This window comes from Parabacteroides distasonis (genome assembly GCF_004793765.1).
GTDB lineage: Bacteria > Bacteroidota > Bacteroidia > Bacteroidales > Tannerellaceae > Parabacteroides > Parabacteroides distasonis_A.
Genome location: NZ_SRYM01000003.1, coordinates 48,722 through 60,920 on the forward strand (window position 1 = coordinate 48,722; position 12,199 = coordinate 60,920).

General features: G+C 45.5%; 12 protein-coding genes and 3 tRNA genes. 11 read left to right on the forward strand and 4 right to left on the reverse strand.

Translation table 11 applies throughout. From position 1 onward, the window contains the following. Positions 1-188: 188 nt before the first annotated feature. Complete coding sequence (recO, locus tag E5342_RS01720; RefSeq protein ID WP_121736568.1) at positions 189-914, reverse strand: DNA repair protein RecO; 726 nt, start codon at positions 912-914, stop codon at positions 189-191. A gap of 78 nt (positions 915-992) precedes the next feature. Between recO and E5342_RS01725 the strand changes: the two genes are divergently transcribed. From E5342_RS01725 to E5342_RS01775, 11 genes are all read left to right on the forward strand, one after another. Continuing rightward, the gene (locus E5342_RS01725) at positions 993-1,397 is read left to right on the forward strand and encodes a DUF2721 domain-containing protein (protein WP_121736951.1); all 405 of its coding nucleotides are present in this window, start codon (positions 993-995) and stop codon (positions 1,395-1,397) included. 116 nt (positions 1,398-1,513) lie between these two features. Continuing rightward, positions 1,514-1,585: transfer RNA gene (locus E5342_RS01730), tRNA-Glu, on the forward strand. Between the two features lie 41 nt (positions 1,586-1,626). Beyond that, entirely contained in the window at positions 1,627-1,881 is a 255-nt protein-coding gene (gene rpsT / locus E5342_RS01735; protein WP_005859369.1) for a 30S ribosomal protein S20, read from the forward strand. A gap of 67 nt (positions 1,882-1,948) precedes the next feature. After that, a tRNA-Glu gene (locus E5342_RS01740) sits at positions 1,949-2,020 on the forward strand. A gap of 41 nt (positions 2,021-2,061) precedes the next feature. Continuing rightward, complete coding sequence (gene rpsT, locus E5342_RS01745) at positions 2,062-2,316, forward strand: 30S ribosomal protein S20 (protein ID WP_005859369.1); 255 nt, start codon at positions 2,062-2,064, stop codon at positions 2,314-2,316. A gap of 67 nt (positions 2,317-2,383) precedes the next feature. Continuing rightward, a tRNA-Glu gene (locus tag E5342_RS01750) sits at positions 2,384-2,458 on the forward strand. A 172-nt stretch (positions 2,459-2,630) separates the two neighbouring features. Next, positions 2,631-4,586, forward strand: a complete 1,956-nt coding sequence (gene gyrB, locus E5342_RS01755; RefSeq protein WP_121736950.1) for a DNA topoisomerase (ATP-hydrolyzing) subunit B — start codon at positions 2,631-2,633, stop codon at positions 4,584-4,586. Further along, complete coding sequence (locus E5342_RS01760) at positions 4,579-6,363, forward strand: gamma-glutamyl-gamma-aminobutyrate hydrolase family protein (RefSeq protein WP_121736949.1); 1,785 nt, start codon at positions 4,579-4,581, stop codon at positions 6,361-6,363. The genes gyrB and E5342_RS01760 overlap by 8 nt, the downstream gene beginning before the upstream one ends. A 22-nt stretch (positions 6,364-6,385) precedes the next feature. Next, on the forward strand, positions 6,386-8,236 hold the full coding sequence (locus E5342_RS01765) for a membrane dipeptidase (protein ID WP_121736948.1): 1,851 nt from the start codon (positions 6,386-6,388) through the stop codon (positions 8,234-8,236). Between the two features lie 13 nt (positions 8,237-8,249). Beyond that, positions 8,250-9,239 carry a M20 family metallopeptidase gene (locus tag E5342_RS01770; RefSeq protein WP_135958694.1) on the forward strand — a complete coding sequence of 330 codons (990 nt, stop codon included), beginning with the start codon at positions 8,250-8,252 and terminating at the stop codon, positions 9,237-9,239. 12 nt (positions 9,240-9,251) lie between these two features. Then, the gene (locus E5342_RS01775) at positions 9,252-9,677 is read left to right on the forward strand and encodes a SufE family protein (protein ID WP_121736946.1); all 426 of its coding nucleotides are present in this window, start codon (positions 9,252-9,254) and stop codon (positions 9,675-9,677) included. Between the two features lie 73 nt (positions 9,678-9,750). On the opposite strand, the gene E5342_RS01780 is transcribed toward E5342_RS01775, so the two are convergent. The 3 genes from E5342_RS01780 to E5342_RS01790 all read right to left on the reverse strand — a co-directional run bounded on the left by E5342_RS01780 (position 9,751) and on the right by E5342_RS01790 (position 12,096). Next, positions 9,751-10,350, reverse strand: coding sequence for a ribonuclease HII (locus E5342_RS01780; protein WP_121736945.1), 600 nt, complete (start codon positions 10,348-10,350; stop codon positions 9,751-9,753). 127 nt (positions 10,351-10,477) lie between these two features. Then, positions 10,478-10,879: a VanZ family protein gene (locus E5342_RS01785; protein WP_121736944.1), complete on the reverse strand. Its 402-nt coding sequence runs from the start codon at positions 10,877-10,879 to the stop codon at positions 10,478-10,480. Positions 10,880-10,881: 2 nt separating this feature from the next. Beyond that, positions 10,882-12,096, reverse strand: a complete 1,215-nt coding sequence (locus tag E5342_RS01790; protein WP_121736943.1) for a cysteine desulfurase — start codon at positions 12,094-12,096, stop codon at positions 10,882-10,884. Between the last annotated feature and the right edge of the window lie 103 nt (positions 12,097-12,199).

The window sequence follows — 12,199 nt, forward strand, 5'->3', positions numbered from 1 at the left end:
CAAACACGATCCCCTCCTTATATAAATTCGATCACGATCCTATCTATTCTATATTCACCGCCGCTGAATGATCGTTCACCACCAGCGAATGACCATTCAGCGGCGGTGAACGATCGTTCGGTGACAGCGAACGAAGGATACACGATTATCCTTCATAAAATAAGAAGGTTACAAAAGATGTATATAAATCAATCAAATAAGCTTTGCATCACCGATAACGATTTGATTTCCGGGAAATCCGGGAGATGCAGACGGTAATATTCAAGAACACGATGAATAATACGGACCCGCTCTTGACGGGAAAAACCATAAAGCGACATATTCTCAAAGCTGATACGAAGCAAACGGGAAAAGAAAGCACTCTCCACCTTATTTAAATAATGCCGATGCATTGGGATATGATCCGTAAACACCCCATTCAACATATCGAAATAATACCCCACCCGATGTGATTCCACGTTCGGGAAAATACCGAGATAGTGGAGAAGACCTAACAAGAAAACCAAATGAAAATTAGCGATACCTTTATCCGCATACTCCAATAGATGTATAGACTCGTACAGGTAATCAAATAAACGAGGATCCGGTTCCGTATCTTTTAGAACCCTAAAAAGAACCTCCGAGAGGAAAAGCGCCAATACATTCTTAACCGGATCACAACAAACATCATTCAGCGGAAAACAAATGCGGGTCTCCTTAATCCGGTGCAAATCCCGCTTATTCAAGTGCTCCACCTCCATCTCCAGAACGGACAAAGGTATAAACAAAGCCTTCGATACCGTGCTTTTCTTCCCACGGCTACGACTAACCAGATACGAGGCCCGGCCAAACGCCTCCGTATACATATATATAATAGAATATTTATCATTGTAAGGGATCGTATGCAAGACAATCCCCCTCGTTTTACACAACATAATTCATATCTTTGCGACGATGATTACGAACAAAGATACTCAAATTAACGTTATACATATAATTTAAAGTATAGAATTATGTTGGACTTAACGACCCCTTCTTTATTGTTTTCCGCCATATCATTGATACTGTTGGCCTATACGAATCGCTTCCTTTCATACGCCAGCGTAGTGCGTGCCTTGAAAGAAAAGCATCAGCAAACCCATGACCCCAAGGATATCGCCCAGATAGCGAACCTGCGGAAAAGGCTCTATCTGACCCGTTCCATGCAAATATTAGGAATACTCAGCTTGCTGCTCTGCGTGATCGCAATGTTCTTCATTTATGTATCGTGGCAGGTTTTCGCCGCATGGATATTCGGCATAGCCTTATTGCTATTAGCGGCGTCGTTATGTGTATGTATCTGGGAAATAAATATTTCCGTTAAGGCCTTGGAAATTTATCTGGAAGATATAAGTTCTAAAGAGAAGTTAAAACAGTGAGTAGTATTAAATTTTCCTTCGAAATGTTTTGCCAGTTCAGAGAGATCGTCTATCTTTGCACACGCAATCGGGAAATCATTTTCTTAGAACGTTAAAAGTGAGAACTTTGACATTTTGGCCCATTCGTCTATCGGCTAGGACGCAAGATTTTCATTCTTGAAAGAGGGGTTCGATTCCCCTATGGGCTACAATAAACAGGATTAAAAAACAATAAAGAGAAGATCTAGAAATGGCAAATCATAAGTCATCAATCAAGAGAATCAGACAGACAAACGCAAGACGTTTGCGTAACAGATATTACGCAAAGACAGCTAGAAACGCTATGAAAGTTTTGCGCGCTACTGAAGACAAGAATGAAGCACAAGCTTTATTCCCTAAGGTATGCTCTATGTTGGATAAGCTTGCAAAAAAGAACGTTATCCACAAGAACAAGGCCGGCAATCTGAAATCCAAGTTGGCTAAGCACGTTAATGCGTTAGCATAAGCAGAAGGTAATTACTTTTACAAGTATAAAGCCGGACTCTCAGCAAGCCCGGCTTTTTAGGCCTAATGGCCCATTCGTCTATCGGCTAGGACGCAAGATTTTCATTCTTGAAAGAGGGGTTCGATTCCCCTATGGGCTACAATAAACAGGATTAAAAAACAATAAAGAGAAGATCTAGAAATGGCAAATCATAAGTCATCAATCAAGAGAATCAGACAGACAAACGCAAGACGTTTGCGTAACAGATATTACGCAAAGACAGCTAGAAACGCTATGAAAGTTTTGCGCGCTACTGAAGACAAGAATGAAGCACAAGCTTTATTCCCTAAGGTATGCTCTATGTTGGATAAGCTTGCAAAAAAGAACGTTATCCACAAGAACAAGGCCGGCAATCTGAAATCCAAGTTGGCTAAGCACGTTAATGCGTTAGCATAAGCAGAAGGTAATTACTTTTACAAGTATAAAGCCGGACTCTCAGCAAGCCCGGCTTTTTAGGCCTAATGGCCCATTCGTCTATCGGCTAGGACGCAAGATTTTCATTCTTGAAAGAGGGGTTCGATTCCCCTATGGGCTACCAACCTAAAAAGGAGAGAGATAAGTTTATGGCTTATCTTTCTCCTTTTTTATTATCCCTGTCCTTTTTTCGCTATTTTCACATCCCCCACTTCGCTATCTCGATAAAAACCACTACATTTGTTAGATTTTTTTGAGGACATAGATAATTACAGATTTTAAAGAAAGATAAACTCATGAGTGAAGAAATTAAGAATACTTCTACAGAGTACTCCGCAGATAGTATTCAAGTACTTGAAGGGTTAGAGGCAGTACGAAAAAGGCCATCCATGTATATTGGCGATACCAGCGAGAAAGGTCTCCATCACTTAGTGTATGAGGTCGTAGATAACTCCATAGACGAAGCGCTAGCCGGATATTGTACATACATCGACGTGGTAATCAATGAGGACAACTCGATCACGGTTACCGACGACGGCCGCGGTATCCCCGTAGATATTCATGAGAAAGAAGGTAAATCAGCCTTGGAAGTAGTATTGACAGTGCTGCACGCCGGCGGTAAGTTCGACAAGGGAACCTATAAAGTATCCGGTGGTTTGCACGGTGTGGGTGTATCTTGCGTGAACGCCCTCTCTACTTATCTGAAAGCGGAAGTTCGCAGAAACGGGAAAATACACATGCAAGAGTTCTCTTGCGGAAAGCCGTCGCACGACGTACAAGTGATCGGTGATACGGATAAGACAGGTACTACGATCTCTTTTAAACCGGACGGTTCTATCTTCTCGGTCACGGAATACAAGTATGATATATTGGCTACCCGTTTGCGCGAGTTAGCGTTCTTGAACGCTGGCATTACGCTACGCCTGACAGATAAGCGGGTTCAGAAAGAAGACGGTTCTTTCAAGTCCGAGGTATTCCATTCGGATGAGGGATTGAAAGAGTTTGTCCGCTATATCGACCGTTCTAAAGAGAAACTGATTCCAGACGTAATCCATATCGTAACCGAGAAACAGGGTATCCCTGTTGAGGTGGCGTTAACTTATAATACTTCTTACAACGAGAGCGTATTCTCTTACGTAAATGATATTAACACGATAGAAGGTGGTACACACTTGGCCGGTTTCCGCCGGGGTCTGACCCGTACGTTGAAAAAGTACGCCGAGGATTCCAAATTATTGGAGAAAGCCAAGGTGGAGATTCAAGGGGATGACTTCCGTGAAGGTTTGACCGCCGTTATCTCTATCAAGGTAGCCGAGCCTCAATTCGAGGGACAGACAAAGACGAAGCTGGGTAATAGCGAGGTTACCGGTGCCGTGGATATGGCGATCGGCGAGGCGTTAGGCTATTATTTGGAAGAACATCCGAAAGAGGCGAAAATAATCGTCGACAAGGTGATCTTGGCCGCGCAAGCCCGTCATGCTGCTCGTAAGGCTCGCGAATTGGTACAACGTAAATCTCCGCTGACAGGAGGTGGTCTTCCCGGTAAATTGGCGGACTGTTCCTCTAAAGACGCAGCGATCTGCGAATTGTTCCTTGTCGAGGGAGACTCCGCAGGGGGTACGGCTAAGCAAGGACGCGACCGTAACTTCCAAGCGATCCTACCGTTGCGCGGTAAGATCTTGAACGTGGAGAAAGCGATGGATCATAAGATCTTCGAAAGCGAGGAAATCCAGAACATCTATCGTGCGATGGGCGTGACCGTCGGTACGGAGGATGATCCGAAGGCGTTGAACATGGAGAAGCTACGTTACCACAAGGTGATTATCATGACCGATGCTGATGTGGACGGTAGCCACATCGCCACATTGATCTTGACCTTCTTCTTCCGCCGTATGCGTTCCTTGATCGAGAACGGATATGTTTATCTGGCGACTCCTCCCCTCTATTTGTGTAAGAAAGGTAAGGTTGAGGAATATTGCTGGACCGAGCAACAACGTCAGCAGTTCATCTTAAAATATGGAGGAGGCAACGAGAACTCGATCCATACACAACGATACAAAGGTTTGGGAGAAATGAACGACCACCAATTGTGGGATACGACCATGAACCCGGAAAACCGTACATTAAAGCAAATCACGATCGACAACGCAGCCGAGGCTGACCAGATCTTCGCCATGTTGATGGGTGAAGACGTAGGCCCTCGCCGCGAGTTTATCGAGGAAAACGCTACATATGCTAACATAGATGCTTAAAATCATGAAAGTCCGTCGTCCGAATCTAGAGACCCTATACAAAGAAGTTGATAATTATATACCGGCTAAAGAAAGCCTTCAACCTCCCCGAATAGGAATATCCGCTAACCGGAGAGACGGACTTTCCTGTATAGCCGAGACCTACGTGCAAGCCGTGCTGGATGCGGGGGGAGCTCCGGTACTTATCCCGGTGATCACGGATCTGAAAGCATTGACCGTACTGGTATCCGAACTAGACGGATTGGTTATGAGCGGGGGTGGAGACATCAATCCGCTCTATTTGCATGAGGAGCCTATCCCGCAATTGCAAGACGTAGATACGTTACGCGACGAATACGATTTGATCTTGCTTCGCTTGGCCGCTAACCGACAAATTCCGATCATGGGTATTTGCCGGGGGCATCAGATCATGAATGTAGCGTTCGGAGGAAGTGTCTATCAAGACATCCATTCACAAGCCAATCATGCTCTATTGAAACATAGCCAGACATTGGCTCGGGAATATCCGTCGCATACAGTAACACTCGAACCGGGAATGAACCGCCTACGTACCATTTTCAATGGAGAAGAACAAATCCTTGTCAACTCTTTCCACCATCAAGCGGTAAAAGAGGTCGCACCCGGTTTTAGGGCGACAGCGACCGCTCCAGATAGAATCAATGAGGCAATGGAACATACGGAGAAAACGATATTCGGCGTACAATGGCATCCGGAGGCCATGGCTCCGCAAGGGGATGAGGACATGAAAGCCTTATTCGCTTACCATATCGAGAATGCCCGCCGTTTCGCAAAAGCCAAAACGATCCATCAACGGATCATGACGATCGATTCCCATACAGATACCCCAATGATCTTTCCCGGCGAATTTAATATCGGGGAAAAAGAAGGTGGGAAAGTGAATCTTCCTTTTATGGAAGAAGGGCGTATCGACGCAACCTTTATGGTCGCCTATATCCCGCAAGGTAAACGAGATGAGGCATCCTTACAGGCAGCGACAGCGTATGCGATAGAACGGCTGAATCAAGTAAAACGCCAGCAAACCTTACATCCGGACCGGATGGCTATAGCAACTACCCCCCAAGAGATCCGAACAATCAAAGCGCAAGGGAAAAAAGCGATCTGTCTCGGTATCGAGAATGGGTACGCTTTAGGAAAGCAGATCGAGAACCTACGGATGTTTAAGGAGATGGGAGTCTCTTATATCACCTTATGCCATAATGGGGATAACGATATTTGTGATTCCGCTAGAGGAAAACAGGAATGGAAAGGACTAAGTCCTTTCGGTAAGGAAGTGGTAAAAGAGATGAACCGGTTAGGAATCATGGTTGATATCTCGCATGCGGCGGAAAGTACCTTTTATCAGGTAATGGAAGTGAGCGAGACGCCAATCATAGCCTCCCACTCTTCCGCACGTGCGCTTTGCGATCATCCCCGTAACTTAACAGATGATCAGCTGAAAGCACTGGCTGCTCAAGGGGGTGTCGCCCAAATCTGCCTATACAAAGGATTCATCAATAAGGAAGAGGAAAAAGCTTCTTTAAGCGACGCTATCCGCCATATCAATCATATCGTGGATTTAATCGGTATCGATCATGTAGGAATCGGCTCGGATTTTGACGGAGACGGGGAGCTGATCGGTTGCTCGGCTACCAACGAGTTGATTAACATTACCGTCCGACTTTTAGAAGAAGGATATACGGAAGAAGATATACGGAAAATATGGGGTGGAAACTTGCTAAGGGTTATGACCGCTATACAAGATTCCCCAAACAAATAGCAAACGAAAACAACTACATATTATGAAAAAGATCTTATACACAGCAATATGTGCCTGCAGCATCTTATGTGGAGCACAGGCACAGACACCCGGATCGGAAGTACCCAACATAAAAAAGCTATATGAGTTGACAGACTCTTGCGATGTAAACGTGCGGGCGCAATTCTTCCCTTTGATCGGGATCTCTGCCAGTATTTCAAATGGGGCTTCCCGAGTAGGAGCCAGCTATATCCAATCCATCGTAAAGGCAGGGGGAACTCCGGTTATCATCCCGGCTGTTACAGACGGTAAGGTACTCAGGAATATCGTATCGAATTTAGACGGGCTAGTTCTTATAGGAGGAGCGGATGTAAACCCTCTATGGTATGAGGAGGAGCCTCGGGAAAAGCTGGAAGAAGTCGATCCGGTACGCGATTTGTATGAGTTGAAACTAATCAAGATGGCTACCGACCAAAATATTCCGGTCTTAGGTATATGCCGAGGATTGCAACTGTTGAATGTAGCGTTTGGCGGTACGCTTTACCAAGACATCCCCTCACAACGTGGCGATCGTTCTGTCAAACATAGGCAAGATTTACCCAGTTCGTATGGCTCACATCGTGTCTTCGTTGATGCGAACTCACAGCTAGCCACTATTCTAGGGAAAGATACCTTAGCTGTAAACTCTCTTCATCATCAAGCGATCAAGGAGTTGGCGCCTATCTTTAAGGCTACCGCTTATGCGCCCGACAGTATTATCGAGGCTATCGACGCTTATCCGAACCGATCCATCATGGGAGTTCAATGGCATCCGGAAGCATTGACTTACGGAGACGACACTACGATGTTAAAGATATTCCGCCACCTGATAGGAAAGGCCGAGACTTTCCACCAAGCCAAAGAGATGCACAAACATTTCCTTTCCGTAGATACACATACCGATACTCCTTTCTGGTTTAAACGTGCAGGATTCAGTATCGCCGACCGGGAACGTAACCGGGTAAACATCCCTAAGATGCAAGAAGGGAAACTAGACGGGGTGTTCCTTGCGGCCTTCATCGGACAAGGTAAACGTGATGAGGTCTCTTTACAAGAAGCCGTACAAAAAGTAACAGGCTTGATCGAGGGTATTCGCAAGCAAGCTGAATTGAATAAGGATTTATGTGGCATCGCAGTTACGAACCAAGACTTCATCCGCTTGAAGAATGAAGGAAAAAAAGCGTTCTTTATCGGTATAGAGAATGGATACGGCATAGGTAAGGACTTGGCGAATATCGCTAAGTTCAAGGCGATGGGTGTCAATTATATCACGCTCTGCCACTCCTACGATAACGACATTTGCGACTCATCCACCCATACCAAGAAAGAGTGGGACGGTTTAAGTCCGTTTGGTGAAGAGGTCGTGAAAGAGATGAATCGCCAAGGTATCATGGTGGATATGTCTCATGCCTCAGAAAAGTCTTTTTGGGATGTTATCAAATTGTCCAAGGCCCCGATCATCTGCTCACACTCCTCATCCATGGCGATGTGTAAGCACGACCGTAACCTGACCGACGATCAACTAAAAGCCCTTGCCCAAAATGGAGGCGTAGCGCAAGTTTGCTTGCTCGACCGCTATATCAATGAGGATTATAAAAACGCAAGCCTTACCGATGCGATCGAACATATCGATCATATGGTAAAAGTCGCCGGTATCGACCATGTAGGTATCGGCTCTGATTTTGATGGCGGTGGCGGAATTATCGGTTGCGAAAGTGACAACGATTTCATACAGATCACTGTTAAATTAATAGAGAAAGGATATACAGAAGAAGATATCGCCAAGATATGGGGTGGAAACTTGATGCGTGTATTAGACGAGGTTCAAGCGGCTGCCTCCGTAAAAACATTATAAACAAAACAGATTTATGATCAGATTATTTTTTGCTTTATTGAGTTTTGCTCTTTTATCATGTGGAGCCAAAGGAACCAAAGAGACAGGTAATATGCCGGAGATCAAAAAACAACCGACCACTTCAGCTGTTCCCGATTTCAATGCGGACAGCGCTTACGCCTATGTAGCGAACCAAGTCGCTTTTGGTCCTCGTGTACCTAATACAGCGGCTCATAAAGCATGCGGGGATTACCTAGCGTCTGAATTAAAGCGCTTTGGCGCCAAAGTCTACCAGCAAGAAGCAATACTGACCGCCTACGACGGAACGAAGCTGGAAGCGAGAAACATCATAGGCTCGTTTGATCCGGAGAATAGTAAACGTATTTTACTATTTGCGCATTGGGACAGCCGTCCCTATTCGGACCACGATCCCGATCCCTCCAAGCACCGGACTCCATTGGACGGGGCAGACGATGGCGGTAGTGGTGTAGGTGCCTTATTGGAAATCGCCCGCCAAACCGGACAAAAAGCCCCGGGTATCGGTATCGATATTATTTTCTTCGACGCAGAAGATTATGGTACGCCGGAATTCGTAACCGATTATACGCCGGATAGCTGGTGCCTAGGTACCCAGTTCTGGGCTAAAAATCCGCATGTCCCTAATTATACGGCGGAATACGGGATCTTATTGGATATGGTGGGCGGCAAGAACGCCACGTTTTTCAAGGAACAACAATCCTTGCATGCGGCAGCCCCAATCGTTGAGATGGTATGGAGCGCAGCCCGTGATCTGGGATATGGCAAATATTTCATTAACGCCGCAGGTGGAGCCATCACAGACGATCACCAATATGTGATTAGCGGACGTAATATCCCGAGTATCGACATCATCAACTACGACCCTGAGTCTCAAACAGGTTTCGCCAGTTATTGGCATACGCAAAAAGATAATATGGAGAATATAGACCGTGAGACTCTAAAAGCTGCCGGTCAAACCGTACTGGAAGTAATATACAATCGATAAAATACTGATAAAATGACAATCAATGAACTTCAAGACAATGTAATCGAAGAATTCTCTGTCTTCGACGATTGGATGGACAAATACGCATTATTAATAGATCTAGGAAATTCTCTTCCCCCGCTTGATGAGAAATATAAAACGGAAAGTAACTTGATCGAAGGCTGCCAAAGCCGGGTTTGGTTCCAAGCGGATTATGTGGATGGCAAGATTATTTTCCAAGGAGAAAGCGACGCCGTGATCGTAAAAGGTATCGTATCCTTGCTGATACAGATCTTATCGGGCCATACCCCTCAAGAAATCTTGGATGCGGATCTATACTTTATAGACAAGGTAGGATTAAAAGAGCATTTATCCCCTACCCGTTCCAACGGGTTGGTAGCGATGGTGAAGCAAATGCGTCTATACGCAATGGCTTACCGGACAAAGGAACAACAATAAAAACAGGTATTTTCACACCGATATAGGCATAGACTCATACGTATATACGCATTGGGTTATGCCTATATGCGTATTAAAAGCCGAGCGTAAGTTGCTCCGGTAACAGTGTGAATGTCTTACGATGATAAGGTGTGATGCCGCATTCCCGGATCGCTTCCCTGTGTGCCTTGGTAGGATAGCCTTTATTGTCCAGCCAATGATAAGCGGGGTATTCCAAGGCCAATTCATTCATATAATCATCCCGATAGGTTTTAGCTAATACAGAAGCGGCAGCGATACTCAGGTATTTTCCGTCGCCTTTTACTACGGTCGTATGCGGAATATCGGGATAAGGGGTAAAACGGTTTCCATCGATCAATAAATGTTCCGGCTGTACTTTCAATTGCTCAATCGCACGATGCATGGCCAAGAAAGAGGCTTTCAAGATATTAATCTTATCGATCTCTTCCGGGCTAACGATACCTACCGCCCAAGCGATCGCCTCCCGTTCGATGACGGGGCGAAGCTTATACCGTTTCTTCTCGCTTAATTGTTTGCTATCGTTTAAATCCTGATTCTTGAAATCCTCCGGAAGAATCACAGCGGCGGCGAATACCGCACCCGCCAAGCAACCTCTTCCCGCCTCATCACACCCGGCCTCTATACGACCGGTTTCCATATAGGGTAATAACATGTATCTATCTCTTTTTTATCGTAAAACACGTCACATGCTTACGATGCCCATTCAAGCATCCTTACGATGGGCATCGTAAGCTCCTTTGAATGCCCATCGTAAGCTCCTTTGGATGGGCATCGTAATTTTAACTATTCAAATCCTTCACAATCCAAGGGCGAAGCACGAACCAAGCGAATGCCGTAGCGGCGATCACCCCGCAAGTATTCGCCAAGAAGTCAAACCAATCCCCACCCCGGTACGTCGTACAATATTCTTGCAATATCTCAATAATCCCACTCATGGCGATCGGGCATAAAACCGCCCCGATCCAAGCATGTCCTAATACCGTCTCATACTTCCGGTGATTCCGCAAGAACTCCAGCCATAGCATACCCGACATCCCCCCATACATACAGAAATGAACCACCTTGTCCACTCCCGGGAATAATGGGATATTATCCAACTGCGGCGGCTTAAAGAACGACAAGTAAATAACGATCACTATAATCGCCAGTGAAAACGGATATTTCTTAATATAATACATCATACTCAAAACATCTTCCGAACTCGTTCCACACCTGCGATGAACGTATCGATCTCCTCTTTCGTATTATAAAAGGAGAAAGACGCCCGCACCGTACCCTCGATCCCTAAGGTATGCATCAAAGGCTGAGCACAATGATGCCCTGTACGAACCGCTATTCCCAGACGGTCCAGCAACATCCCCATATCGTAATGATGGATATTACCCACCAAAAAAGAAAGTACCGCTCCTTTATGATCTGCTTGTCCGAAAATACGCATCCCTTCGATCGTATTTAATCCAGCGGTCGCATATCGTAAAAGCTCATCCTCATAAGCCGCTATATTCTCTATACCGATCCGATCTACATACCGCAAGGCTTCCGCCAATGCCGTGCTACCGATATAATCCGGAGTTCCCGCCTCGAACTTAAAGGGAAGTTCATTAAAAGTTGTCTTCTCGAACGAGACCGTAGCGATCATCTCGCCACCTCCCTGATACGGAGGAAGTTTATCCAACCACTCCTCTTTGCCATACAAGACCCCGATACCCGTCGGTCCGTAAATCTTATGCCCGGAGAAAACATAGAACTCCGCATCCAAGTCCTGCACATCCACCTTCATATGCGGAACGGCTTGAGCCCCGTCTATCAACACCGGCACGCCTTGCTCATGAGCGATCTCGATCATCGCCTTTACCGGATTTACCGTACCCAAGACATTAGACACATGAGTCACGGAAACCAGACGAGTCTTATCCGAGAATAATTTACGATACTCATCCAGATTTAACTCCCCCTTCTCATTCATCGGGATCACTTTTAAGGTGATTCCTTTCCGGGCCGCTTGTATCTGCCAAGGAACGATATTGGAATGATGCTCCATCACGGACACGATCACCTCATCCCCAGCCGACATACATTCATCCGTAAAGCTGGAAGCGATCAGATTGATGGATTCCGTAGTTCCCCGGGTAAAAATAATCTCGTTCGAAGAACGGGCATTCAAGAAATGCTGTACCGTTTTGCGGGCCTCCTCATGCGCCTCTGTCGCTGCTTGGCTCAAGAAATGCACACCTCGGTGGATATTCGCATTTACGTTATAATATCCATTCTCTATCTTTTCTACCACTTGACGAGGTTTCTGGGTAGTAGCGCTATTATCAAAATATATCAGCGGTTTATCGTATATTTTATGATCCAAGATCGGAAAGTCTTTTCGGATCGCTTGAACGTCTAACATAGTCTTACTTCTTTTTGTCTTAAAATTACGAGAGCCAAAGATACAAAAAAAAGGCTTTCTCGCTGAAAGAAAGCCTTTTTTATCATTACCTAACAGATATTAC

What these genes read in the sequence shown, in the direction of transcription:
- E5342_RS01770 (WP_135958694.1), top strand. Translation starts at nt 8,250, where the DNA reads ATGATCAGATTATTTTTTGCTTTATTGAGTTTTGCTCTTTTATCATGT.
- E5342_RS01785 (WP_121736944.1), bottom strand. Translation starts at nt 10,879, where the DNA reads ATGATGTATTATATTAAGAAATATCCGTTTTCACTGGCGATTATAGTG.
- E5342_RS01775 (WP_121736946.1), top strand. Translation starts at nt 9,252, where the DNA reads ATGACAATCAATGAACTTCAAGACAATGTAATCGAAGAATTCTCTGTC.
- rpsT (WP_005859369.1), top strand. Translation starts at nt 1,627, where the DNA reads ATGGCAAATCATAAGTCATCAATCAAGAGAATCAGACAGACAAACGCA.
- E5342_RS01725 (WP_121736951.1), top strand. Translation starts at nt 993, where the DNA reads ATGTTGGACTTAACGACCCCTTCTTTATTGTTTTCCGCCATATCATTG.
- E5342_RS01765 (WP_121736948.1), top strand. Translation starts at nt 6,386, where the DNA reads ATGAAAAAGATCTTATACACAGCAATATGTGCCTGCAGCATCTTATGT.
- E5342_RS01790 (WP_121736943.1), bottom strand. Translation starts at nt 12,096, where the DNA reads ATGTTAGACGTTCAAGCGATCCGAAAAGACTTTCCGATCTTGGATCAT.
- recO (WP_121736568.1), bottom strand. Translation starts at nt 914, where the DNA reads ATGTTGTGTAAAACGAGGGGGATTGTCTTGCATACGATCCCTTACAAT.
- rpsT (WP_005859369.1), top strand. Translation starts at nt 2,062, where the DNA reads ATGGCAAATCATAAGTCATCAATCAAGAGAATCAGACAGACAAACGCA.
- gyrB (WP_121736950.1), top strand. Translation starts at nt 2,631, where the DNA reads ATGAGTGAAGAAATTAAGAATACTTCTACAGAGTACTCCGCAGATAGT.
- E5342_RS01780 (WP_121736945.1), bottom strand. Translation starts at nt 10,350, where the DNA reads ATGTTATTACCCTATATGGAAACCGGTCGTATAGAGGCCGGGTGTGAT.
- E5342_RS01760 (WP_121736949.1), top strand. Translation starts at nt 4,579, where the DNA reads ATGCTTAAAATCATGAAAGTCCGTCGTCCGAATCTAGAGACCCTATAC.